Origin of the sequence: Massilia antarctica (assembly GCF_015689335.1) — a bacterium.
GTDB lineage: Bacteria > Pseudomonadota > Gammaproteobacteria > Burkholderiales > Burkholderiaceae_D > Telluria_A > Telluria_A antarctica.
The window spans coordinates 3,658,103-3,682,442 of record NZ_CP065053.1 but is presented as its reverse complement, the minus strand read 5'-3'; the positions used below and the strand labels follow the sequence as shown (position 1 = coordinate 3,682,442).

General features: G+C 64.4%; 23 protein-coding genes and 1 riboswitch. Of the genes, 10 read left to right on the top strand and 13 right to left on the bottom strand.

Annotation, left to right across the window (positions count from 1 at the left end):
- The first annotated feature begins 51 nt into the window (after nucleotides 1-51).
- The 5 genes from sodB to IV454_RS16700 all read left to right on the top strand — a co-directional run bounded on the left by sodB (nucleotide 52) and on the right by IV454_RS16700 (nucleotide 4,079).
- Nucleotides 52-630, top strand: a complete 579-nt coding sequence (gene sodB / locus IV454_RS16720; protein WP_054266966.1) for a superoxide dismutase [Fe] — start codon at nucleotides 52-54, stop codon at nucleotides 628-630.
- Between the two features lie 295 nt (nucleotides 631-925).
- The gene (locus IV454_RS16715) at nucleotides 926-1,468 is read left to right on the top strand and encodes a DUF4303 domain-containing protein (protein WP_206092463.1); all 543 of its coding nucleotides are present in this window, start codon (nucleotides 926-928) and stop codon (nucleotides 1,466-1,468) included.
- 248 nt (nucleotides 1,469-1,716) lie between these two features.
- Complete coding sequence (locus tag IV454_RS16710; protein ID WP_206092462.1) at nucleotides 1,717-2,310, top strand: hypothetical protein; 594 nt, start codon at nucleotides 1,717-1,719, stop codon at nucleotides 2,308-2,310.
- Nucleotides 2,311-2,412: 102 nt separating this feature from the next.
- Nucleotides 2,413-3,099 carry a response regulator gene (locus IV454_RS16705; RefSeq protein ID WP_167085359.1) on the top strand — a complete coding sequence of 229 codons (687 nt, stop codon included), beginning with the start codon at nucleotides 2,413-2,415 and terminating at the stop codon, nucleotides 3,097-3,099.
- Nucleotides 3,100-3,347: 248 nt separating this feature from the next.
- Entirely contained in the window at nucleotides 3,348-4,079 is a 732-nt protein-coding gene (locus IV454_RS16700; RefSeq protein ID WP_206092461.1) for a substrate-binding periplasmic protein, read from the top strand.
- 49 nt (nucleotides 4,080-4,128) lie between these two features.
- Here the strand turns inward: IV454_RS16700 and IV454_RS16695 are convergent, their stop codons facing one another.
- From IV454_RS16695 to IV454_RS16675, 5 genes are all read right to left on the bottom strand, one after another.
- Nucleotides 4,129-4,830, bottom strand: a complete 702-nt coding sequence (locus IV454_RS16695; RefSeq protein ID WP_229522281.1) for a hypothetical protein — start codon at nucleotides 4,828-4,830, stop codon at nucleotides 4,129-4,131.
- Nucleotides 4,831-4,832: 2 nt separating this feature from the next.
- Nucleotides 4,833-5,735, bottom strand: coding sequence for a MipA/OmpV family protein (locus tag IV454_RS16690; RefSeq protein ID WP_206092460.1), 903 nt, complete (start codon nucleotides 5,733-5,735; stop codon nucleotides 4,833-4,835).
- Between the two features lie 327 nt (nucleotides 5,736-6,062).
- Nucleotides 6,063-6,776, bottom strand: coding sequence for a hypothetical protein (locus IV454_RS16685; protein ID WP_206092459.1), 714 nt, complete (start codon nucleotides 6,774-6,776; stop codon nucleotides 6,063-6,065).
- A 2-nt stretch (nucleotides 6,777-6,778) separates the two neighbouring features.
- The gene (locus IV454_RS16680) at nucleotides 6,779-7,675 is read right to left on the bottom strand and encodes a MipA/OmpV family protein (RefSeq protein ID WP_206092456.1); all 897 of its coding nucleotides are present in this window, start codon (nucleotides 7,673-7,675) and stop codon (nucleotides 6,779-6,781) included.
- Between the two features lie 57 nt (nucleotides 7,676-7,732).
- Nucleotides 7,733-9,040: a hypothetical protein gene (locus IV454_RS16675; RefSeq protein ID WP_206092454.1), complete on the bottom strand. Its 1,308-nt coding sequence runs from the start codon at nucleotides 9,038-9,040 to the stop codon at nucleotides 7,733-7,735.
- 235 nt (nucleotides 9,041-9,275) lie between these two features.
- Here IV454_RS16675 and IV454_RS16670 point away from each other — a divergent pair, with 235 nt between their 5' ends.
- A complete protein-coding gene (locus IV454_RS16670) occupies nucleotides 9,276-10,574 on the top strand; it encodes an ATP-binding protein (protein WP_206092452.1) in 1,299 nt (432 codons plus the stop codon).
- Between the two features lie 448 nt (nucleotides 10,575-11,022).
- Here the strand turns inward: IV454_RS16670 and IV454_RS16665 are convergent, their stop codons facing one another.
- From IV454_RS16665 to IV454_RS16650, 4 genes are all read right to left on the bottom strand, one after another.
- Complete coding sequence (locus IV454_RS16665) at nucleotides 11,023-11,337, bottom strand: hypothetical protein (RefSeq protein ID WP_206092450.1); 315 nt, start codon at nucleotides 11,335-11,337, stop codon at nucleotides 11,023-11,025.
- Nucleotides 11,334-12,062 (bottom strand): thiol:disulfide interchange protein DsbA/DsbL, encoded by a 729-nt coding sequence (locus tag IV454_RS16660; protein WP_206092448.1) that lies wholly within the window; start codon nucleotides 12,060-12,062, stop codon nucleotides 11,334-11,336. The genes IV454_RS16665 and IV454_RS16660 overlap by 4 nt, the downstream gene beginning before the upstream one ends.
- A 139-nt stretch (nucleotides 12,063-12,201) precedes the next feature.
- Nucleotides 12,202-13,089: a cobalamin-binding protein gene (locus tag IV454_RS16655; RefSeq protein WP_206092446.1), complete on the bottom strand. Its 888-nt coding sequence runs from the start codon at nucleotides 13,087-13,089 to the stop codon at nucleotides 12,202-12,204.
- Nucleotides 13,089-15,086 carry a TonB-dependent receptor gene (locus tag IV454_RS16650; RefSeq protein WP_206092444.1) on the bottom strand — a complete coding sequence of 666 codons (1,998 nt, stop codon included), beginning with the start codon at nucleotides 15,084-15,086 and terminating at the stop codon, nucleotides 13,089-13,091. The genes IV454_RS16655 and IV454_RS16650 overlap by 1 nt, the downstream gene beginning before the upstream one ends.
- A 79-nt stretch (nucleotides 15,087-15,165) precedes the next feature.
- A riboswitch (cobalamin riboswitch) is annotated at nucleotides 15,166-15,311 on the bottom strand.
- Nucleotides 15,312-15,426: 115 nt separating this feature from the next.
- On the opposite strand from IV454_RS16650, the gene IV454_RS16645 reads away from it, so the two are divergent.
- The 3 genes from IV454_RS16645 to IV454_RS16635 are packed head-to-tail and all read left to right on the top strand — an operon-like array spanning nucleotide 15,427 to nucleotide 19,264.
- Nucleotides 15,427-17,511 carry a M1 family metallopeptidase gene (locus IV454_RS16645; protein WP_206092441.1) on the top strand — a complete coding sequence of 695 codons (2,085 nt, stop codon included), beginning with the start codon at nucleotides 15,427-15,429 and terminating at the stop codon, nucleotides 17,509-17,511.
- Nucleotides 17,511-18,389, top strand: coding sequence for a hypothetical protein (locus IV454_RS16640; RefSeq protein ID WP_206092439.1), 879 nt, complete (start codon nucleotides 17,511-17,513; stop codon nucleotides 18,387-18,389). The genes IV454_RS16645 and IV454_RS16640 overlap by 1 nt, the downstream gene beginning before the upstream one ends.
- A gap of 56 nt (nucleotides 18,390-18,445) precedes the next feature.
- Entirely contained in the window at nucleotides 18,446-19,264 is an 819-nt protein-coding gene (locus IV454_RS16635; RefSeq protein WP_206092437.1) for a DODA-type extradiol aromatic ring-opening family dioxygenase, read from the top strand.
- Nucleotides 19,265-19,291: 27 nt separating this feature from the next.
- Here the strand turns inward: IV454_RS16635 and IV454_RS16630 are convergent, their stop codons facing one another.
- The 4 genes from IV454_RS16630 to IV454_RS16615 all read right to left on the bottom strand — a co-directional run bounded on the left by IV454_RS16630 (nucleotide 19,292) and on the right by IV454_RS16615 (nucleotide 23,241).
- Nucleotides 19,292-20,389 carry an expansin EXLX1 family cellulose-binding protein gene (locus IV454_RS16630; protein WP_229522280.1) on the bottom strand — a complete coding sequence of 366 codons (1,098 nt, stop codon included), beginning with the start codon at nucleotides 20,387-20,389 and terminating at the stop codon, nucleotides 19,292-19,294.
- Nucleotides 20,390-20,603: 214 nt separating this feature from the next.
- Nucleotides 20,604-21,152, bottom strand: coding sequence for a hypothetical protein (locus IV454_RS16625; protein ID WP_206092436.1), 549 nt, complete (start codon nucleotides 21,150-21,152; stop codon nucleotides 20,604-20,606).
- A 142-nt stretch (nucleotides 21,153-21,294) separates the two neighbouring features.
- Entirely contained in the window at nucleotides 21,295-22,215 is a 921-nt protein-coding gene (ylqF, locus tag IV454_RS16620; protein WP_054266947.1) for a ribosome biogenesis GTPase YlqF, read from the bottom strand.
- A 93-nt stretch (nucleotides 22,216-22,308) separates the two neighbouring features.
- Nucleotides 22,309-23,241 (bottom strand): histone deacetylase family protein, encoded by a 933-nt coding sequence (locus IV454_RS16615; protein ID WP_206092435.1) that lies wholly within the window; start codon nucleotides 23,239-23,241, stop codon nucleotides 22,309-22,311.
- Between the two features lie 176 nt (nucleotides 23,242-23,417).
- Between IV454_RS16615 and IV454_RS16610 the strand changes: the two genes are divergently transcribed.
- Complete coding sequence (locus IV454_RS16610; RefSeq protein ID WP_054266945.1) at nucleotides 23,418-24,338, top strand: AAA family ATPase; 921 nt, start codon at nucleotides 23,418-23,420, stop codon at nucleotides 24,336-24,338.
- Nucleotides 24,339-24,340 lie beyond the last annotated feature (2 nt).

Sequence of the window (24,340 nt, the reverse complement as noted above, 5' to 3'; positions counted from 1 at the left end):
TAAGCACCGTTTCAGAATCATTGACGCTTTTCCAAACAAAAAGGACACAACATGGAACACACACTGCCGCCTCTGCCGTATGAAATGGACGCCCTGGCTCCCCACATTTCGAAAGAAACGCTGGAATACCACTACGGCAAGCATCACCAGACCTATGTGACCAACCTGAACAACCTGATCAAGGGCACCGAGTTCGAGAACCTGTCGCTCGAAGAGATCATCAAGAAATCCTCCGGCGGCGTCTTCAACAACGCAGCCCAGGTATGGAACCACACCTTCTACTGGAACGGCATGAAGCCGAACGGTGGCGGTGCGCCAAGCGGCAAGGTGGCCGACGCGATCAACGCCAAGTGGGGTTCCTTCGACAAATTCAAGGAAGAATTCACCAAGTCGTGCCTCGGCAACTTCGGTTCCGGCTGGACCTGGCTGGTGCAAAAAGCCGACGGCGGCGTTGACATCGTCAACACCTCGAACGCCGGCTGCCCGCTGACCACCGGCGACAAGCCACTGCTGACCTGCGACGTGTGGGAGCATGCTTACTACATCGACTACCGCAACGCCCGCGCCAAGTATGTCGAAACCTTCTGGGGCCTGGTCAACTGGGACTTCGTCGCGCAAAACGCGGCCTGATTGCACGGCAGGCGCGGCACTCCAGCGCGCTTGCCGGTGCCCCAAAAAAGAAGCCTCTGCGTTCAGCACAGGCTTCTTTTTTTATTGCCGCGTCAAATCTTGATGAAATTACTCATCGCCAGCGCGCCTGGATTGGCGCCCGCAAGGTGCCGCTGTCTTCGCACCCGCATGGATGCATCGATGTAGCCGTGCGGTTTTTTGCAGGCGCCGCGGCGCTGGCGGTAAAATTTGTGCGCGCTCCCTGAAACCGGGCAAACCCTGCACGGCCGGCGCGGCGGCCACACAAGGATATGCCATGCAGGCTCCCGACTTGCTCCCCATCGAAGAACAGTTGTTCACCCTGTCCATGGAATCGCTGCGGCTGTTCGCCGACCAACACCAGGACGAGCGCTTCCATGGCTTCGGGATCGACTGCGACGCCGAAATGGGCATCTTCCTGCTGTCCTTTGACAGCAAAGCGGCGTTGGCCGACAGCGCCAGGGAAGATGCCGACCGCTTCCATGGCGGCGCCGCCCGCCCGTCGCAACTGACAAGCAATATGGGCGACTGGAAATACCACGGTTTCAACCTGGATCAGGCACATTGGGACCCGGGCTGGGAGCCGTTCAGGGAAGCCATCGAGGCCTATCTGACGGATGAGGCGATGGAGGAGGAACCGGCCAACCTGTATATCGAGCAATTGATGCGCTGCGCTTGCCGCGTTTTGGTGCGGATCGAGCGCTCGGGTATGCTGGAATGCACCAAAATGGACCCCGGATTCACCACCTTGGTGATGGATCACGGCGAAGTTCACCAAGAAGCAACACTTCGATTAAAAACTATGCGTATTGAATCTTAACGGGTGATTGCAATTGGGATACAATACGATGAGTTCGTTCGTTGAAAACCACTTTTCACCACGTTAAATTAAGCATTTTTCGTGAAAACGCCGAATTTTCACCATGTTTACCAGTGTTGCTTTTCATGCACACAAATGTCCACAGATCAGTCATAATGTTCGGCAACACGGCTGATTTAACCCTTCCGGATGACCTGGCGTACCCGCGCTGTTGATAGGAAAGTGACTTGAAAAGAATGGACGGTGACATGAATTCCCCATACAAAGCCTGCTTGTTACGGACGCCTCGTTCAAGCCCGGGTATTTCTGCACTGTCTGGACGTCACATCGCCACCTTGCTGTTGCCGGCGGCATTGCTGCTGGGCGGTGCGGCGCAGGCGCAAACCGTCACCGCGGCCACCGCCGCCGTCTTCTCCAAGCCCGCCCTGCTCGGCGTGCAACTGTCGATGAAGGCGGGCGCCAAACAGGGCAAGGTGACCGCCGACCAGTTGAAATGCGTGCAGGGGCTCGACCCCGCCAGTTTCGATGAGGTCTACAAGCAGTTGCTCCTCGCCAATCTCGACAGCAAGGAATTGATCCGTATCCAATCCTTCCTGACGAAGTCGGTCGGCAAGAAGTTCGCCAAGCACGGTTACCTGGGCGTGTATGCGGCGGCCGGTGAGCCGCTGCCGGAAGCGCTGCCGCGCTTCACCGAGGACGAGATGGTCGATTTCGAGCAATTCCGTACCAGCTCGGCCGGCGAAAAACTGGTGACCAACCGGATCCTCGAAGCGCCCGCCGCTCGTACCATACTCAACGAGCGCATCGAAAAAGTGCTGGAAGTCTGTATTCCCCAGCAGTAAGGTAGGCAGAGTGTCATGAAAGTGTAGCAAATTGTCCGCGCTGTTCTGCAACTGACTTTTTTTGTAGTCGCTCTTATACAATGGGCGGCTAGGAGAAAATTCATGTTTCGTGTAATGCTGGTGGAGGACGATGCGCGTCTGGCGCAACTGGTCACGGAGTACCTGAGCGGGTACGAGTTCACGGTCGACCTGGTCACGCGCGGCGACGCCGCGCTGGACCGCTTCAAGGCGCTCACCCCGGACGTGGTCATTCTCGACCTGATGCTGCCCGGCCTGGACGGGATGGTGGTATGCCGCCAGATCCGCGAACTGAGCGAAACGCCCATCCTGATCCTGACCGCGCGCGAAGATTCCTACGATGAAGTGTCGGTGCTGGAACAGGGCGCGGACGATTTCGTTAACAAACCGGTGCAGCCGCGGGTGCTGCTGGCGCGCCTGCGCGCCCTGCTGCGGCGCGCCCAGGGCAAGCCAGGCGGCGACCCGGCGGCGCTCGAATTCGGCGCCCTGTCGATCATCGCCAGCGACCGTATCGTCACCTGGCGCGGCGAGCAATGCCTTCTCAGCAATACCGAATACAAGCTGCTGCTGGTGCTGGCCGAGTCGGCCGGCCGGGTACTGTCGCGCGATGCGCTGTTGAAAAAAATGCGCGGCATCGAGTTCGATGGGCTCGACCGCAGCATCGATAACTGCATTTCCAAGCTGCGGCGCAAGTTCGACGACGTCGATTCCGAAAAAATCAAGACCGTGTGGGGCGAAGGCTATCTGTTTTCGCCCTCGGCCTGGGCCTGACGCGCAACGGGGGGCCGCCACGGCGCCCCGTGTTTCCGGCTGGTGGTAGCAGGACCGCTGTGGCACTAACTCGACCGGAATGGCCGGGCGCTCCACCAGCGCCGCCGATGGATTCGGATCAGCGACAACGGCGCCAACACGGCGCCTGACTTTGAACGGCACGGGCACAATAGCCGATACGGAATGCTGGCGCGCTCGCAACGCCTTCGAGCGGCGTTCGATCCCACTCCGCATGACTTGGGGCAGACATGAAAATCCTAGTTTACGCGGCATGCCTGGTGTGCGCCGCCTGGTTGACGGACGCGCGCTGCGAGACGTTCAAGGTCGGCTTCTACAATTACCCACCCATGATGATCGAAAGCGGGCGCACGGGCATTTACCAGGAACTCCTCGACGAACTGGGCCAGATTACCGGCCATCGTTTCCAGATCGAGTACCTTCCCTACGCGCGTCTTGCCAAACGCTTCGACCTGGGGCAGATCGACCTCGAACCTGGCGTGTTCCCCGGCTGGGTAAAGCAGGAAAGAGTCCCCGGCGTGTTTTCAGTGCCGTTTGGCAAGGTGGTCGACGTCCTTGTGTTTGCCCCGGGAAAACATTTTAAAGTGAGCACGCCAAGGGATTTGAGTGGCAGGACACTGGGATTGGTCAGGGGTTATAGCTATCCGGAATTGCGCGAACTGTTCGACAGCGGTGTCGTGCATCGCTCCGACGCCGTGAGCGAGAAGCAGCTCATGGCCATGCTCGCCGCCGGGCGGATGGACCAGATCCTGATCAACAAGGCGGTCGCGCAATACAGCATGCTCCAAACGCCCAATTACAGTGAGTTCGTCATCGGTGACGTCCTGGGTTCGTACGATGTCTCGATACGAGTCCAGCCCGGCAAGAAAGCCTTGTTGCCGAAACTGGACGAAGCCATCCTCATCATGAAACGCTCGGGGGCCATCACCAGAATCTACGGCAAATACGGCGTCAGTCTCTGAGTCGCGGGGATCCTGTCGGCGGATGCGGAACCTGTCTGGCTGGCCTGAGCTATTCCAGCAGCGGCGCGATCGCCAGCGGCGCGCTCTGGGTCACCAGCTGGCCCTTGTCGGCATGGTCGCCGAAACGGTAATTGACGACCCGGAAGCCCTCGTTGTTGTCATCCCCGAAAGTGGCGCCCTCGGCCACCGACAGCAGCGCCACGTCGCCGCTGCCGTTGCGCAGCTTGACCACCGGGTCCAGCCCCTTGCGCAGGTAACTCAGGCGCACCCCGCTGCACCGGCGCGTGCGCGCCGAGGCATCCACATGGCGCAGATACGTCAACGCCTGCTCGCAGGCCGCGCGCAGGTCGCTCGTTTCGTACACGCCGTCGGAACGCAACACGATCGATACGCGCGCCCGGAAGACATACTGGGCGGCGTTGCGGGTGAGCATCAACGTGGCGTTATCGTCATACGCGGCCTTGAGCAGCGGAAAGACGGTGCGCCCGGTCGGATCGAGCGGCAAGTTCACACTGCTGGCCTTGGTGAGCAGGCTCAACTGCAAACCGTCGGCCAGCACGCCCCTCTCTTTCAACATGACCTGGAAATGGTTCTGCAAGAAATTCTTGGGCCTGCCGTATTTTTCGAACACCACCATCGCGCGGTAAGCGTCGCGATAGCTGAGCCATTCACCGCCAACTTCATTGGCCGTCGCGCCGCCTGCTGTCAACAGCAAGGCAAACATGGCGCAAACGTGGCGTACAAAGGGCATGATCAGAATCGGTAAGCGAGTCCGGTGGACACGGTGACATTGTTGGGGCGCTCGACCAGCGGGCTGCGCCGCGCATCGCCCTGCAGGCGCGCGGCGCGCACGCCGCTGCCGAGCATCCAGGAAGGCGACAGCGCCCAGTTCCAGCGCGCGGCCAGCGCCACGTCCTTGAGGCCGCCTCCCGGCGCATAGGCGTCATTGCCGCTGCGCAGGCTCTCGGCCTCGGTCACGCCGAAATAGCTGCGGTTGTAGCTGCCGTTCACCAGGGTCAGGTCGGCCGACAGCGACACCGTATGGTGCGGCGAGAGGGCACGCGCCACGTGCTGCAGGCCCACGGTCCAGGTGGCGCCGTGGCGGTCCCTTCCCGAGCCTCCCAGCAAGTTATTGGTTATACGCAAGGATGGGCTCAGATAATAATGGAAAAACGCCCCACCTTGCAGGCGCGCGCCAATCGGGTCGGTGCCGCTGAGACGGTTGTCCCTGCGTTTTTCCGCCGCCGGCACCAAGCTTGGGCGGTCCGACTGGCCGGTCTTATCGATCACGCCGAAGGTCGGCACCGACTCACCCGCGACCGCGGCCACGGGCGCCCCCAACCAATCGCGGTCGCTGCCGGAATGGCTGCGGCGCGGCAGCAGCGCGACCAGGGGGCCATATTCGAGCACCGGATTGCTCGACAAGTGCATCCCCGCGCTCATGCCCGAGACAAACACGCCATTGCTCCACTCGACCTGCAGCAGCGGCAAGGCCGTCACGCGGCGCTCGTGGGCGCCCTGATAGCGTGGCGCCGAGACGGCGCCCAGCCCGACATACATGTCGCGGCTGCCGTCCGGCATCGGATTGGTGGCAGGAGTCTGGGCCCAGGCGGCAGGCACGAGGCCGGCCAGGACGAGGGCAAAAAGGGTTCTCATGAAGTTCGCCGAAAAGATGATCAGCCGCCATTTTACGGCCTGCCGTCAACATCGCCGAAATCGCTGAGTTTTCGTCAAGACCGCAAGCGCCTCGCCTGCGCGCCGCGGCATCCCACGATGCGCCGATGGCGAGCGCTTTCATGCGTCCCGCTGCACCGCCATCATGCTGTTGTTGCGAATAAAAAAAGCCCACGACACCGGAGAGCATCGAGGGCGAACGGAAAACCCGATGCGCATAGCTTAGGCGCTTCGTGCCGTCCTTTCCGCCTCGAAATGTCTGGCAATTGTCGTAAATGTGTATTCGACATCACCATACTGTTGAGCACGCTATTCGATCAGGGGCGTGATCGCCAGCGGCGTACTGCTGGTGATGAGCTGGTTCGCTTCGGCACCATGGCTGAAACGATAATTAACGATGCGAAAGCCCGTCTGTCCATCGTCGGGAAACGCGCCGCCTTGGGTCACCGGCAGCGCCACCGCCTCGGCCGCGCCGCTGCGCAAGCGCACCGGGGCTGGCGCCGCGGCGGCAGTGCCCTCGTGCGGATAAACGAAGCGCACGCCCACACAGGCGCGCGCGCGGGCACTTGTGTCGGTGTAGCGCAGGTAGTCGAGCGCCTGGCCGCAGGCGGCGCGCAGCTCGGCGCTGTCGTACAGGCCATTGGCGCGCGGCACGATCGACACGCGCGCGCGAAAACCGACCGGCCCGGCGCCGCCGCTGACCAGCAAGGGCGCGTTCTCGTTATAGGCCGCCGTACTGAGCGGAAATGCCGCGCGCCCGGTGGGATCGAGCGCAAGATACTGGTCGCCGTCGCGGGTCTGCAAGATCAGCCGCAAGTCCGGCGCCACGGCGCCCTGGCGCGCCGACACCAGCTGCAGCTGGTTTTGCAGATAGTGTTTCGGTCCGCCGTACTTCTGGAACATCACCATGGCGCGGTAAGCGTCGCGATAGCTGAGCCACTCCGGCGCAGGCGCGTGCGCCGTGCTGGTGCCTGCCGACAACAGCAGCGCGAGCAGGAGGGCGATACGGCGTGGGGCATTCATCATCAAAACCGGTAAGCGAGCGCGGTGGACACGACAAAGCCGTTGGGGCGCTCCACCAAGGGACTCTTTTGCGCCGCGCCCAGCACCCGGGTCGCTTGCACGTCGTTAATCAGCAGCCAGGATGGCGACAGGGCCCAATGCCAGCGCACACCCGCGCTGGCACCGTTCAGGCCGCCGCCGGGCGCATATGCCGGGTTGCCGCTGCGTAGAGATTCAGCCGCGCTGACGCCGAAAAAGCTGGCGTTGTAGTGGCGGTTGACCACGCTCACGCCGGCCGACAGCGACACGCTGTGATGCGGCGAAAACTGCTGCGCCACGTGCTGGATGCCGAGGTTCCACAGCAGGCCGTTGGCATCCCGCCCAGCGCCGTACAGCACGCTGTTGGTCAGGCGCAGGCTGGGACTGAGGTAGACGTTGACGAAGCCGCCCGCCTGCAGGCGCGCGCCGACCACGTCCATGCCGGCCAGGCGGTTGGCGCCGCTGCGCGCCAGTTTGCCGGGCTGGCCCGATGGCTGGGCCGGCGTCTCGCCGATGGGCGCCAGCGCGGAACCGTTGTCGGTCATGGAAGTGAGCGAGGCGCCGCCCAGCGCGGCGCCGTTGCCCGACTCGCTACGCCGCGCCTGGACCGACAGCAACGGCCCGAATTCGAGCGATGGCTGGTCCGACAGGTGCACGCCGGCATTCATGCCTGAAATAAACACACCATTGCTCCACTCGCCCTGCAGCACCGGCACCGCCATGCGGCGCGGCCGGCGCGCGCCTTCGTAGGCGGGCGCCGCTACGAAGCCGAGCCCGACATACATGTCGCGGCTGCCGTCCGGCATCGGATTGCCGGCCGGGGTGCGCGCGGTGGCGCTGGCGCAAGCCGCGCCCAGCACAAAGGTCAACAGGATTTTCATACATCGGGGTCCGGGCCCGGCGGCGCTTGCGCGCCACCAGGGAAACGGAAAACTGCCTTATCGTTGCCGCGATTGGGTCGAAAACTCGACCGTGTCATCCGAGCGCGCCAGCTTCACCAGATGCCCGGGGTGGGAGATCGCCGCCTGACACACGGTGCCGCTGTCGGGCTTGGGCGACCAGTTCACGCTGGACACCTCGATCTTGCCGCTCTCGCGGTAGATGCTCCCGATTTCCGTGGTTTCGCAACCGTTCGAGCCGCCACGGCCGAATACCCCGATCACCATTTCCTTGCTGAAATCGACAACCGGCAGGGCGTCGCCGCCGTGCGACTCGCTCCACACGGTGGCGAAGGTGGCGGCATCCTTGATCACGATATTGCGCGGCGCCTGCACTTGCGCGAAGGGGCTGTGCCACAGGTCGGTGAAGGCGATGGGCTGGGTCGTCACCTGCACGAAGTCGACCACCGCATCGATGCGCGGGACCGTGATCATGTGCATCTGATTGGCGATCACGGCGATGCATATGGTGCCCGGATCGGGCGGCTTGCGCTCGTAACGGATCACCAGATGGCCGTCGCCGGCGTTGGCGCGCAGTATGCCAAGGCTGCCGCAGGCCGAGCCGCCGCCGCCGAACACGGCGACGACCATCTCTTTCTTGAAGTCGACCTTGGGCTGTGCCGGCGGCGGGCTCCGGTTCGAGCCGTGCTCGGTCCACAAGGCATCGAACGCCGCCTGGTCGCGCACCACCACGTTGCGGGCCGTGCCCACGCCCGAGAAGCTATCGCTGGCGATGGTATTGAAATCCACGCTCACGCCGTTTGCGGGCAGGAACTGGATCTCTTCGACCACGTGGCCGGCGCCCAGGCCGAAACCTTCTTCATTGCGCTTCTCGACGATCGTGTTAAAGACGGGCAGCATTTTTTCATCCTTGCATTCCCGCTTGGGGCCGGCGATGGAATCACTCAGGCTGCATACTTTCGCCTCCGGCGTCAGGGCGAACAGTTCGGTGCTATAGCTGTTGTCGGGGCAGTCGCCCGACCGGTTCCACAGCACATATTGGTGGTCGATGACGAACAGGCGGTTGCTCGTCGTGGCGCAGGAGGCTTGCTGGGCGCGTGCGATGAAGGGGGTGATCACGGTGACGAGGTCTGGCGTTGGCGTCGGCGTTGGCGTCGGCGTTGGCGTCGGGGTCGGCGTCGGGGTCGGGGTCGGGGTCGGGGTCGGGGTCGGGGTCGGCACAACGATGTCAGGTTGCGTTTTCGGCGGGACGGGCGTGCCGCCGCCGTTGTCGCCGCCACCGCAACCGGCGAGTGCGACAGCGCCAGCCAGCGGGAGGCAGGAAAGTGCGCGAATCAAAACAGACATGGCAAATCCTTTCATAAGGGAAGCGATACCTGCCCACGCGCAAGCGCGGCGGGCAGACCTGGAATTCGAGTGAGGCCATGATATCGAGAATCGCGGCACACTTCCGCCATGAACTGTCCCCTATTTGTCACTTATTTGTAATACCCCGATCCGCGCCGCTCTTATACAATGCTGCGCAAGGAGAAGCGATGGCTATGGCAACAGTTATTGAACAACGTTGTGGCGGGAAACACGCGTGAACCGGATCTTCTTCCGCTTCTTTGTGCTGGTCATGCTGTCGATTACGGTCGCGACCTTTGCCATCTATTTCGCCACCAGCCGCCTGTTCGGCGATCCGCTGGACGATATCGCGCGGCGCCAGGCGGCCGCCCAGATTTTCCTGCTTGAACAATACATCGACAAAGCCCCGGCCGACGAATGGCTGGTGCGGCTCAACAAGGTACGCGAAGTATCGGACGTCAAGCTCGACCTGGTGCCGCTGACCAGCGTGCGCGCCTCCCTGCCGGCCCATCAGCACGCCGCGCTCAACCGTGGCGAACTGGTGCTCGACACCGCCAACAAAGCCTTTTACCGCAGGGTCGACCTGCATGGGGAAAGCTATATCGGCAGCGCCGAGGAAGTCATCCATGCGCAAGAGCTGCCGATCGACATCGGCCTGGCGCTGGAGATGGAAGCGGTGCGCTACGTGATCGTGGCGCTGTTCCTGCTGGTGCCGATTGCCCTGTGGTCGCGCTCGCACTGGCTGGGGCTGCAGGAACTCTCGCGCGTGGCCGACGAGGTCGGCGCCGGCCGGCTGTCGGCGCGCGCCCGCTTCAAGACCTGGGCCATCATTTATCCGCTGGCCGAGCGCCTCAACCACATGACCGGGCGCATCGAAGGCTTGCTCGACGCGCAGAAAAACCTGCTCCATTCCGTCTCGCACGAATTGCGCACCCCGATCGCGCGCCTCGAATTCGCGCTGGAACTGTTGCGCTCGGCAGCGGAAAATCCGGCGCTGGAACAGCGCATCGTGGCGATGGAAGGCGATGTCGCCGAGCTGAATGGGCTGGTCAATGAACTGCTGGGCATGATCCGGCTCGACAGCCGCCAGGCGCTGCAGGAAGCCAGCTTCGAGCTGGCGCCGGCGCTGCTGGGCTGCGTGGACTCGCTCGACCCGCTGGCGGCCCGGCCCCAGGTCCGGCTCGACAGCGCGCTGGGCAGCATGACCGGCGACCGCCGCCTGTTGCTGCGCGCGGTGGGCAACCTGCTCAGGAATGCCCAGAAATACGGCAACGGCCACATTGCGCTGTCGGCGCGGCGCGCTGAGGGGGTGGAAATCGTGGTGGAAGATGACGGGCCCGGCATTCCGGAAGCGGAACGGGGCAAGGTATTCGAACCGTTTTACCGGCTCGACCGCAGCCGCGACCGCAGTACCGGCGGCTTCGGGCTGGGATTATCGATCGCGCAGAAGGCCGTGGCCCTGCATGGCGGCACGATTGCGGTGGAACAGTCGGCGATGGGCGGGGCGCGCTTCGTGATCGCCTTGCCGGCCTGAGCGATGTCGTTCCCGCGCAGCGCCCGGTTTCAAGGAAACTCCTCAACTCTCTTGGAACCGTGCAAAGTCAGAGGCCGGTTTCAAATAGCGCTAACTTAAGCTCCGTCTTTCCCGCGCAGGCGGGAATCCATAGCACATTGGATCATCAAAGGTGCTATGGGCTCCCGCCTCCGCGGGAGCGACGGTTTCGAGATTTGCGGTCAAAACTGCTCAACTTAGTGGCAAAGGCTAGTTCCTGGAGAGGCGGGAACCCAATTCCGAAGCGCAGTCACAGGCGGCTCGACGAACTTGGATTGCCGTGGGGGCGCCTAGCCCTGCGCGGGAAAGACGGTGCTTAAGCTATCGGTATTAACCTCTGGACTTGCCTCGTTCCAAGGAATTGGAGGAGTTTCTTAGGAACTGGAGGCTGCGCGGGAAATCGGTTCCGCCACTGGCGGAACCGACGAGTCTACTTCTCCGCCGGCCTCAGATGCGTAATCCCGTACCACAGGTGTTCCCACCAGTGCGGACGCGAACTGACCACCTGCATGCAGCGCGTGTCGACCTCGCCCTTGAACACCGGATCGGCGCATTGCTTGGTGATGAGGGCATAGCGCTGGTTCTCGGCATTGACGATCGCAATCGACAACCACACCACGACGCTGCACAGCACCACCACCAGGCTCCATGCCAGCTGGTTGATCCAGTTGCGCTCGAACAAATCTTCCTCTACGGGGCGCGAGCCGTCGTAGATTTTGATGATTTTTTCTTCAGGATCGCTCATTTTCCGGCGGATTTAGCAGGTGCTGCAGGCGCTTTGGCGGGCGCTTTGGCCGGTGCGGCGCCAACGCCCTTCTCTTTCTGGATCTTGGTCACAAGCGCGTCGAGCGTCTGCTGGAACGCCGGGTACTCGGTGGCCTTGGTCAGGCCCGGATTGACTTCGGCAACGACCGATGGTGAGGTCACGATGCGGCCGTCGAGCACCACGGTCGGCGCGCTGTCGACCTTGTAGTTCTGGGTCAGCTGCGATGCGCTTTTCAGCTTGGTCAGCACGCCGAACGAATTCCAGTATTCCATGAACTTGGCCTGGTCGATGCCCTGCTTGGGAATCCATTCGAGAATGGCGGCGTCCTTGTTCAGGCGCAGGTGCTCGACATGAAAGGCTTGCAGCACTTTCGGATGCATTTCCTCGGACTTGCCCATCGCTTCGAGCGTCAGGTGCAGGTGCGCCTCCGGATCGGAAGCGCTGGAGGCGAAGTGCACGCGCCGGAACAGGACGTTGTCGCCCTGCTTTTTGACCCATTCGGCCAGATGCGGTTCAAGCGAAAAGCAATGCGGGCAGTGGTACATGAAAAATTCGATGACTTCGACTTTTTTGCCCGTCGCCTTGGTCGGCTGCGGCGCGGCCAAGGTCACGAACTCGGCGCCCTCTTTCGGTTCAACGGGCGACGCGAACGCCGTACTGGCGGCCAGACTGACGACGGCGAGAGCAATACGCAGGAAACGCATAAATATCCTTCATGTTAAGTTGAGACGACGATCGCGAGATTACCACTTTTTGCGGCAGGTCCCGGGCCAGGGACCCGCATTTTACATTGCGTTGCAAATGCCGGCCCAATGCTTGCGCAGTCACGATGTAAACGCAGGCTTACTTGCGGCGTTGACGCGCCAGGTCGAGTTTTTCGCACAGGATGGCGGCGCCATCGGGCAGGCGCGGCCCGGCCCGGGTCAGCAATTCCCCATCCAGGGTGAACAGATTGCCCTGGCGCACCGCCGACAGGGTTTTGTAAGGCGCCCACATCGCCAGCCCCCGTTCCGAGGCGTCGTGCGGTTCGCTGCCGACGATCGCTTCCGGATTGGCCTGCAACACCGCCTCGATCCCGACCGCGGGCGCCTTGACCGCCAGCGCGGCGAAGATATTCTCGCCACCGCACAGGCGGATGGCATCGCTGGCGATCTGCTGGCCATTGAGGGTGTACAGCGGCTTTTCCCACACCTGGTAAAACACCTTCACCGGCGCGCGCTTGCTGTAGCGCGCCGCCAGCGCCGCGATGCGGGCGCGAAATGACGCGGCCGCCGCCTGCGCCGCCGTTTCAGTGCCGAGCAGTTGGCCGAACCGCAGCATGCTGCCGGCCACCTGGTCCATCCGCGCCGGCTCGCTGTAAAACATCGGAATGCCGAGCTGGCGCAACTGCTCCAGCTGGCGCGCCGTGTTCCCGCTCTGCCAGACCACCAGCAGGTCGGGTTTGAGCGCCAGCACCCTTTCGATGTCGATCTGGCTGTTGTCGCCGACCAGCGGGATGCTGCGGGCGGCCGGCGGATAGTCGCTGTAGCTCATCGCCCCGACAATGCGCGCGCCGCCGCCGGCCGCGAACAGCAGCTCGGTGACGTGCGGCGCCATCGACACGATGCGCTGCGCCGGCGCGGCCAGCACCACCCTGCGGCCGGCGTCGTCGACCACCGTGATGGCGGCGCCGGCACGACCGGCCGTGGCGGCCAGCACGGCCAGCGCGGCGAACAGGAAGCGTTTGCGCATCAGAAGTCGTAGCGCGCCGAGACCTTGAGCTGGCGCCCGTCGCTCGGATAGATGCCGCTGTTGCAGCCGTAGGCATTGCTGGTGTAATGCTTGTCGGCCAGGTTCAGGCCCGCCACTGCGAATTCCCAGGTGCCGATCTGGCGCGCGTAACGCGCGTCGAACGTGGCGGCGGGCGCCATGCGCGCGCCGCAATTGTTGGCGAAGTCGGCGCCGAAGCGCTGGCTGCCAGCCCACTGGACACCGATATCGGCACTGTGGCCGGTGCCCGGCACCCAGGCCAGGCGCGCCGAGACCACGTTCTTCGGTACCAGCACCATCTCGCGCCCGGCGTTCGGGCCATCGGTAAAGCGGGCCAGCACGTGCTGCCAGTTGGCGCTCACGCGCCAGTCGCGCGCGATGAGGGCGTGAACGTCGACTTCCACGCCTTTGCGCTCGGTCGGATCGAGATTGGTGTTGGCGCCGTAGCCGCCGTTCACGGTCGGGTCGTAGAAAATCTCATTGCGCAGCTGATGGCGGAACAGGCGCGTCGTCGCGCCCAGGGCCGCATCACCGTAGACCATGCCCAGTTCCAGGTCGCGCGAGGTTTGCGGCGCCAGCACACCAGGCGTGGAACGGTAGCCGTTCTCGTCGACGTTGGCCACGCGGTAGCTGCGCCCAGCCTTTGCGTACAGGTTCACCAGCGGCATCGCGTCAAAGCTGCCCTGCACTTCCCAGGCGTTGAGCGTGGTCTTGCTGGCATACGGCGCGGCGAAGGCGCGCACGTCGGTGGCATCTTTTTCGAAGCGCTCGCGGCGCGCGCCGACGGCCACGCGGGCTTGGTGCGCGCCGTCGAACTTGAGTTCGTCGCGCACGTACAGCGCCTTCGATTTTTGCGTGGCGTCGGCGTCCGAATAGTCCGAATCGGTCACGCGCGTCCACTTGACCAGGTCCACGCCGGACACCAGCTCATTGAGCATGCCGCCGACGCGCGCCAGATGGCGCAGGCGCGGCGAGAACTGGGTCTGGGTGCTGTCGTAGGTCGCCTTGGAGGCCATGCGCTTGCCTTCGACGGTGTAAACATAGGTCGAACGGGCGGTGCGCTCGCGGCGCGACAGTTCGGCGGCCAGGTCGACACTGCCCACACGCTGCTCCACGAACGCGGTCAGGCGGTCCGAATCGAGCGAGCCCACATCGTCCGGGGTACTGGCCTGGCGCGGATTGGCGCGGAACTGCTGCATGGAGAGGGCGCCCGGCAGGTCCGAATCCTGGCGCGCGCGGTCGTAGCGCACACCGGCGCGGCCGCCCTGGTAAGCCCACTGGGCGCCGCCGCTGAAGGTATCGAGCGCGAAATCGTTATGGTCGCGGTAGTTGTCGGTGCGGGCGCTGCCGACCGAGGCGTCGAGCGCGAAGCCATTCCACGATTGGGCCATGGCGGCACGCAGGTCGCGCAGGCCGAACTGCCCGGCTTCGGCGCGCAGCATGCCGCGCCGGCCGTTGGCCTCGGGGCGGCGCGTGACGATGTGGATCACGCCGCCGGTCGCGCCTTCGCCATACAGCACGCTGGCGCCGCCGCGGATGATTTCGATGCGTTCGACCGTCTCGATCGGAATCGATGACAAGGTCGCATTGCTCAATTCACTCTCGGACATGCGCACGCCGTCGAGCGTGACCACCATGTTCTGGCTGCTGTTGGTGCCGAAGCCGCGCAGGTCGAGGCTGAAATCGGGCGAGCCGTCCAGGCTCTGGCGGCCGTACACGCCGCCGATCTGGCGGATGGCCTGGTTGACGTCGGCCGCGCCGGCGCGGCGGATGTCGTCGGCGCTGATGACGGTGGCGCCGACCGGGGCCAGCGCCGGGTCGCTGGCGAAGCGGGCGCCGGTCACGGTCACGGTCACGGCGGGCAGGGTCTGGGTTTCAGCGGCCAGCGCGGCGCCGGAGAGGAAACACAGGGACAGGGCGGAAACCAGCGCGAGCGGCCTGGCGGAGAGCGCGCGGCGCGGCGATACTGCAGAAATCATGATGTCGTCTTCAGAAAAAAGAGTCCTGGCCTGCGTCCCCGCAAGCCGGATTGCACGGACAGACGCGCGCGGCGCGGCATCGTGTCCACCTGTCTTGGCCGGTATCCGGGCTGGCCAGCCGCTTGGCGCGGCTGGCAGTACCGTTGCGGGGGCAGCACACTATGTGTTTCCCGTTTAACTGCCGGCGTGAACACGCGGGCGGGCACCAAAACTGCGCCATTATAATCGGATACGCCACCCGGACCGCAGCCCGGCGGGTGTTGTGGCATGCTGTGCGGCTGGCCGGCTGCCCGCCGGCCCCACCTACCCATCGCAAGCGCCCAGCGGCGCAGGAGAATGCATGCAAGCGCGTACCCGAACCATGGCCTTCAAGGCAGTCCTGCTGGCGGCAGCCGCCATTGCCGGCGCCGAGCTGCTGGCCCAGGGCGACATCACCATCACGCCGATTGCGCAACCGGTGACCGACGTCGGCATCGGCCTGGCCCTGCCGGCGGCCAGCGCGGTGGACGTGCCGAGCGCGCCGGACGCGTGGGGCGGGCCGCGCAGCGGCAGCGAAGCGACCCTGTCGGACCGCGTGGTGGACTACCGGATCGAAGCGACGCTCGACCCGGTCGCCCACACGGTCGACGGCAAGCAGACGCTCACGTGGCGCAACCGCAGCAAGGAAACCGTGCGCAGCGTCTACGTGCACCTGTACATGAACGCCTTCCAAAGCCGCGGCAGCACCTACTTCACCGAGCAGCGCGAAGCCGGCAACAATGCCACGATCGCCCCCGGCCAATGGGGCAGTATCGCGCTGCGCAGCGTGACCCAGGGCGGGGGCAGGGTCGACTGGTCGTTCGTCCATCCCGACAACGGCCCTGCCGCCGACCAGACGGTGGTGCGCTTCGACCTGCCGGCGCCGGTGGCCCCCGGCGCCTCCACCAGTTTCGACATATCGTTCCTGACCAAGTTGCCGCGCGTGGTGTGCAGCACCGGCTACTTCGGCAGCTTTCACCTGGTGGGCCAGTGGTTCCCCAAGATCGGGGTGCTGGAACTGCCGGGCGAACGCGGCGCCATCCGGACCCGCTGGAACGCCCACGAATACCACCACGACAGCGAGTTCTACGCCGACTTCGGCCGCTTCGACGTCAAGCTGACCGCGCCCAAGGGCTACACCGTGGGCGCGACCGGCGAGCTGCAAGGCGCGCCGGTGGAAAGTGGCGGGATGCTGACCCACCACTACGTGCAGGGCGACGTCCACGATTTCGCCTGGACCGCCGACAAGCGCACCGCCCCGCCCCTGCGCGCCACCTGGAGCGCGCCGGGCAGCCCGCTTGTGCAACTGGCTGTACTGTTCCCGCCCGACCGCGCGGCCAGCGCCGCGCCCGCGCTCAAGGCCGCCAGCGATGCGCTGAGCTATTTTTCAAAAACGCTCGGACCGTATCCGTACAAAACGCTGACCATCGTCATTCCGCCGCTGAACGCCGACGACGCCGGCGCCATGGAGTACCCGACCTTCGTCACCACCACCGGCTACAACAAGGTGGTCCCGCGCACGGCGGCCGCCTTCGACCTCGATTTCGTCACCATCCACGAAGTCGGCCATGGCTACTTCTACGGCATCCTGGCATCGAACGAATTCGAAGAACCTCTGCTCGACGAAGGCTTGAATGAATTCTGGAATTACCGCATGCTGCGCGATACCGGCCAGCAGTCGTATCTCGGTTCGCCCCTGCTCAAGGCGCTCGGTTTCGCGCCCGGGTTCAATGGCTTCGACGTCGAACGCCACGAGGCGCCACGCGTGGAGCCGGCCGACGCGATCGGACAGAACGCCCACATGCGCCTGCAGGGCATCGGCCCGGTGTACGTGCGCAGCTCCACCATGCTGCGCGACCTGGAGGCGAGCATCGGCAAGGAGACGACCGAACGCGCCTTCAAGGAATACTACCGGCGCTGGAAGTTCCGCCATCCGAGCATCGCCGATTTGCGCGATACGCTCGCCGAGGTGAGCGGCCAGCGCGTCGCCGTCAACGCCGTGTTCGCGCAGCAGGTATATGCCACGGCCCCCATCGACGACCGCGTCTCGCGCCTGTCGAGCGAAGAAGAAGTGCCGGACAAACCCGGCGCCGCACGCTCCTGGCACACCAGGGTCACGGTGCGGCGGCGCGGCGCACCGGTGGCGCAAACCGTGCTGGTCAAATTCGCCGACGGCAGCAGCGAAACCGCCGTGTGGGACGACCAGCAGCGCTGGCGCACCTTCAGCTGGGTCAAGCCGGCCAGGGCGGTATCGGCCGAACTCGATCCGCAGCGTCTGCACTACCTCGACACCAGCAAGCTCGATGACAGCCGCACCCTGGAGCCAAGCGGGCGCGCCGCGCGCCGCTGGGCGGGAGACCTGGCCGCGTTTTTCAATATCCTGTTTTCCCTGATTGCGACCGTGTGATGCATCCGACTCCTCCCTTTTCGATCGCCTCCATTCCACGGGCCGCGCGCGCGGCGCTGCAATGGCGCCTGCTGCTGCTGTGGGTCCTGTGGATGCTGGTGCCGACCCTGATCATGGCGCTGCCAGCCTGGCACCTGCTCTCGGCCAGCCTCGACTACTCGGTGCACGCGGCGGCGCTGGCGCGCGCGCTCGACATGACGGCCTTGAGCGACCTGATGGCCGTGCACGCGCGCCACCAGGTGGCGGTTACCCAGGCCGGCAGCATGGCGCTGCTGGCCACCGTGCTGATTTCACCGATGCTGTCGGGGATGGTGGCGACGGCGGCGCGCGCGGAGCACGTGCCAAGCTTCGCGGCGCTCACGCGCGGCGGCGTCGATTACTACGCCCCCATGCTGCGCCTGCTGGCCTGGGGCGCGCTGCCGCTCGGCGTGGCGTTTGTCGCCGGCATGAGCGCCATCGACGCGGCGAGCGCCTACGCCGGCAAGGCCATCGCGGCGGACGACGCGGCGCTGCCGCTAATGCTGGCGCAGGCGCTGATGGTGCTGCTCATCGGCCTGGTGACTGTCTCGCTCGATGCCGGGCGCGCCTTCCTGGCCTACGACCCGCGCAAACACTCCGCGCTGGGGGCGTGGCGCTCGGGCTGCACGCTGCTGGTGCGCCATCCGCTGGCGGCGCTAGGCAGCTACGTCGGCATCAGCATCGCCGGCCTTGCCGTGGCCGGCCTGCTGGCGCTGGCGCGCGCGAACATGGCGGGGGTCGATGCGCTGGGCTTCACGTCCGCCCTGCTGCTGACGCAAGCGGCGGTGGTCACCATCGGCTGGACGCGCAGCGCGCGCCTGTTCGCGCTGATCGAGCTGGCGCGCACGCGCATGACTTGATAAAGCGCGCGCACGTCCTTATATTGGATAGATAATCCACCGTCTGGAGCATTGCCATGAGCCACCGCCTGCCGACCTATTTCGTCTCCCATGGGGGCGGACCGTGGCCGTTCATGAAGGAGCAGTACGGCGAAACCTACGACGTGCTGGAGGCGTCGCTGGTCGACATCCGGCGCCAGATCGGCGATGTCAAGCCGGCCGCGGTGCTGGTCGTTTCCGGGCATTGGGAAGAAAAGGAGCTGATGCTGTCGTCCGGCGCGCAGCCGCCGATGATCTACGATTACGGCGGCTTTCCGGCTTCAACCTACCAGGTCAAATACCCCGCGCCAGGTTCGCCGCAACTGGCCGAACGCGCGGCCGCCCTGCTGGCCGCGGCCGGCCACGCGGTGTCGCTCGACCCGCAGCGCGGTTTCGATCACGGGACGTTTTCGATGCTCTATCCGGTCTACCCGGAGGCCGATGTGCCGGTGGTGCAGCTGTCGCTGCAGCATGGCTTCGATCCGCTGACGCACGTGAAGATCGGGCGCGCGCTCGCGTCCCTGCGCGACGAAGGGGTGCTCATTATCGGCAGTGGCCTGAGCTACCATAACCTGCGCCAGTTCGGACCCGAAGGCAGGCTGGCCTCGCACCAGTTCGACGACTGGCTGCAAATGGTGCTCAAGCTGCCGCCGCCGGAGCGCACCACCGCCCTGCTGCACTGGGGCGAGGCGCCGTATGCGCGCAACGCCCACCCGCGCGAAGAGCATTTGCTGCCGCTGATGGTGGCGCTGGGCGCGGCCGAATCGGAGGATGCGGCCTGCGTGTATCACGAAGATGAATTTTTCGGCCACCTGGCCGTGTCGAGCTTTCGCTTTGGGGAACCGGTGGCGCCGTAACAGCGCCACCGGTTCGGCCAGGCTTCGTTAGAACTGGTTGCTGCCCTTGACGACCAGGCCGCCCTGGGGTTCGGGCAAAGTTTGCATCAGGGTGGCGCCGCCCAGGGCTGTGATGCGAACCTGCATCGGACCTGCCGCAATCACGCTCGGATAAATGAAGTAATTGAATTCTTCGCGCTTGACGTCGATCCAGTTGGCGCTACCGTTCGGCCGGATCTCGAGTTTCGTGATCGGCAGGCGGTGGTTGAGCACCTGGATGCCCTGCCAGTAGATGGTGCTGCCTTCCTTGAAGCGGTAGCTGACCGTCCCCGTGGTGTCGCCGGCGACCACATACCAGCTGATCGGCACCCTGCCCGCCGACTTCTCGGCCACCTTGACGAAGGCCTGTTCGCTCAAGTCGATGTCGCCCGGTTTGCACTCGGGACAGCGGTCGGTGATGCGCACCGTGACCTTGCCTTTGGGGCCGGTGACGACGACATATTCGCCGCACGCCCCGCTGTTGGCGTAATCCTTCTGGTTCATCGCCGCGACCATCGGGTTGCCGGGACTGGCGTCGTAGCTGCAATTGCCCTCGCCCGTTGCGCCGTAAAAGGTGCCTTCGCCTTGGTAGACTGGCGAAAGCGCGCCCGTCGGAGTCGGAGTCGGTGTCGGTGTCGGTGTAGGGGTAGGAGTAGGAGTAGGAGTCGGAGTAGGAGTAGGAGTCGGCGTTGGTGTCGGCGTTGGTGTTGGCGTCGGTGTCGGAGTCGGTGTTGGCGTCGGTGTCAGAGTCGGTGTCGGCGTCGGCGTTACGGCATCGGTCGCGCAAAAGCCGATCGATTCCATCGTCGACTTGCCCTGGATGATCTTGTTCCAATCGAGCCCGCCGGTGAACACAATGGCCCCGCCGGACTGCTTGCCGAGGGCATTCCACAGCGATGTGACCGTGCCCCGTATCGGGAGCGAACCGCTCCACTGGACCGCCTCCGCGTTCGGGTTGGACACCTTGACGATGGCGCAGTAACCGCCCGCCCACGGATTGTTGACGACATACGTCAGCGACACCGGCGTTGCCGCCTGTGCGGAGGTGGCAAACAGGCCGGCGACGATGGCTTGACAGATGACGGTGGAACGCAGCATGACTCGCATTCGGACTCCATTTCGGTTGAAGTAATCGGTGTGCGCCAGATCTGGCGCAGGCAAGCGACGAATTTGTCAACCAAGAGTCCGGAATGTCGGATATCCGCTCAGTCAAGCCATCGGCCGCCCTCTGAAATCGTTTGCACGATGCTTTCATTAGGCGCCATAGTTGAACAGATGTCAATGCATTGCGGGAAGTGCCGAGCGCTGGCGCACGCGCCGTTCAGTGGCTCCGGACGGCATCGAAGCGGGCAAACAAGTCTTCCAGAATGGCGTCCTGGTCCATTTTGGCGCCGGACATCGGGCGCATGCCCGGCGTCATGAAGCTGAACATTTTATGCTTCCCGACCATGCTGATGTTGCCGCCCACCGTGGTGAGACAGAACGCGCGCCGCAAGCTCCGTCCGGCCTGTATGACCGCAACGTCCGGCTTGACGTAAAAGACGATGTTCAGGAAACTGCCAAAAATAGTCGGCAATGGATTGATGGTCGTAATTTTCTCCATGTCCGAAAACGCCACGAACAAACCATCGGCAAAGCGCACGCCCTCGTCGCTCACGGTCATCGTTGCGGCCTTGCCATTCATGGCAAACTGAACAATACCCATCACGCCGGCCCACCCGCCCAGCAAGAGCCCGGCGATGAAAAAGCCGGTCTTGCCTTCCCTAAATGCCGCCACGCAAAGCCACAGGACAACCGCACTGACGGGAATACACGCCCAGGCAAATCGTTTGCCTTCGGTATAGGTGATCGGGGGACGCGTTGCGTTCATGGAGGACTCCAGGCTGATGAACAGGAAATATAGCATCCTGACGAGTGGACAATACTCGCCACACAGGTACTTCCGTTCATCGACTGAGGGCGCCGGTCCGCGCGCAAGCATGGCGCGGCTGGGCCGGATGCGGCTGTGCGGCTCAGGTACCGCGCTTGCCGCGCGCCGAATTAGCCGCTTTTTCGGCGGCAATCGCGGCCGCCTTGGCGGCCTTGGCGGCCATCTCGGCATCGTGCTGGGCCAGACGCACGGCGCGCGTTTCCGGCGTCTCCAGACTGATGCGCCCCAAGGCGCCGGTGCGGTAATCCTGCAGGAAGATATGCGAGGCCTTTTCAAAATCGAGGTCGCCGCCCTTCTGGCGGTAGCCGCGCCGCGCCGCCACGCCTTCGACCACGGCGATGCCGTCCATGCCCTCGGTCTTGAAGCCGTAGCGTGCCGTCAGCAGCGCCGGATAGCGCGCCAGCAGTTCGTCGGCCAGGAACACGGCCACTTCATCTTCGATCAGCGCGTTCGAACCGATGGCGTGGCTGGCGGCCAGCATCAGGCCATCGCTGGCCAGCGCGATCTTCGGCCACAGCATGCCTGGTGTATCGACCAGGATGGTGTTCTTGCCGAGGTAAAGCTTTTGCTGCATCTTGGTGACGGCCGGCTCGTCGCCCACCTTCGCCACTTTTTTCTTGAGCAGCGCGTTCATCAGGGTCGATTTGCCGACGTTGGGAATACCCATGATCATGATGCGCAGCGGCTTGGTCGGCACGCCGCGGTGCGGCGCCAGTGACTGGCACAGGTCGGGAATGCGGGCCACGTCGCCCGGCTTCTTGGTGGTCATCGCGTAGGCGGTCACGCCTTCCTGCGCGTTGTAGTAGGCGCTCCAGGCGGCGGTGGCGGCCGGATCGGCCAGGTCGACCTTGTTGAGGATCTTCAGGCAGGGACGCTGGCGGAACAGGCGCAGTTCTTCGACCATCGGGTTGCAGCTCGCCTCGGGCAGGCGCGCGTCGAGCACCTCGATCACCAGATCGGTGTTCTCCATCTGTTCGGCCGCCTTCTTGCGGGCGGCGTTCATGTGGCCCGGGTACCATTGTATCGACATGCTGTGCTTTCGGAATTCTCGTATGAGGCGCTATTTTACCGGGGCCGGGCCAAGCTCCGGAAAACATTACTCCAGATCGGCCAGCACCTTGACGTGCGCCACCACGCTGCGGCCCAGGGCCGACAGGTTGTAGCCGCCTTCGAGGCAGCTGACGATGCGCCCGCGCGCGTACAGGCGCGCCACCGTCATCATCTGGCGCGTGATCCAGGCGTAATCGGCTTCCACCAGGCCCATGCCGCCCACATCGTCCTCGCGGTGGGCGTCGAAGCCGGCCGAGATGAAGATCATCTCCGGCTTGAACTCGTGCAGCGCCGGCAGCCAGTGTTCGGTGATCAGCTGGCGCACCACGTCGCCCCCGCTGCGCGCCGGCACCGGTATATTGATCATGGTGGCAGTGCGCGGCTCCGGTTCGGTGTAGGGATAAAACGGATGCTGGAAAAAGCTGGCCATCAGCACGCGCGGATCGTCGCGGAACGAGGCGGCGGTGCCATTGCCGTGATGGACGTCGAAGTCGATGATCGCCACCCGTTCCAGGCCGTGCGAATCGAGCGCGTGGCGCGCCGCGATGGCCACGTTGTTAAACAGGCAGAAACCCATCGGCTCGGTGGGCATAGCGTGGTGGCCGGGCGGGCGGATCGCGCAGAAGGCGTTGGCGATGCTGCCGGCGATGACCGCGTCGGTGGCGGCCAGCGCGGCGCCGGCGGCGCGCAGCGCGGCCTGGTAGCTGTACGAACAAAGCGAAGTATCGCCGTCGAGCGGATAGATGTCGCCCTGCGCCGTGGGGGTGTTGTCGCGCACCAGGGCGATCGCTTCCGGCGTGTGATTGCGTCCGATGGCCGGAATTTCGGCCAGTGGCGCCTCGCGCCGTTCGAGCAGGCCGTCGAGGCGGGCCAGGATCAACTGGTCTTCGATCGCCTGCAGGCGCGCCGGCGATTCCGGGTGCCATTCGCCCATGTCGTGGCGGCGGCAGTCGGGGTGGCTGTAGATTGCTGTGCTCATGTGCGTCATTTCAATGGCGGGTGTCATCAATGTTGCACCGGAAATGCCGTTCTCGCATAAAATCCTGAGAACGGGTCGTGATGACGGAATAGTCGGTGCCGATGGCGCTAATCTACCATGCCGTGCCCCGCGCGGGTGCGCGCGACCACCCACAGCACACTGTAAAGAGAACCACCATGTTCAAAAAGATGCACGCCGTCGCCCGCCAGGTCAGCCAGATTGTCGTCGGCAAGGACCTGCAAGTGCGCCAGGCGCTCACCTGCCTGCTGGCCAACGGCCACCTGCTGATCGAAGACGTGCCTGGTGTCGGCAAGACCACCCTGGCCCACGCGCTGGCCATTTCGCTGGGGCTGAAATTCAACCGCGTGCAGTTCACCAGCGACCTGCTGCCGGCCGACGTGGCCGGCATTTCGGTGTACGAGCGCGAAAAGAATGGCTTCGTGTTCCATCCCGGTCCGATCTTCACGCAAGTGCTGCTGGCCGATGAAATCAACCGCGCCACGCCGAAAACCCAATCGGGTCTGCTGGAGGCGATGGAAGAGCGCCAAGTGACCGCCGACGGCGCCACGCGCGCCCTGCCGTCGCCGTTTTTCGTGATCGCCACCCAAAATCCGCTGCACCAGGTGGGCACCTTCGCCCTGCCCGAGTCGCAGCTCGACCGCTTTTTGATGTGCCTCTCGCTCGGTTACCCGGACGCCGCCGCCGAACGCGCGCTGCTGATGGGCGACGACCGCCGCAGCATGCTCAAGTCGCTGCCGGCCGCCATGCAGCCCGCCGAACTGACAGTGGCGCAAAAAGCGCTGCGCGAGATCCACGCCTCGGCCTCGCTGATCGATTACGTGCAGGCGCTGGCGCAGGCGTCGCGCCAGAACGGCATGTTCGCCGAAGGCTTGTCGCCGCGCGCCTCGATCGCGCTGCTGCAGGCCGCGCGCGCCTGGGCCGCCATGGAAGGGCGCGACCACGTGGTGCCGGAAGATATCCAGGCGGTGCTGGTGCCGGTCTGCGCGCACCGCCTGCGGCCCCTGAAGTCGGCGCACGGTGTGGCGCTGGCCAGCCGCGACCTGGTCCTGCAGCTGCAGAAATCCGTGCCGGTGTGAGG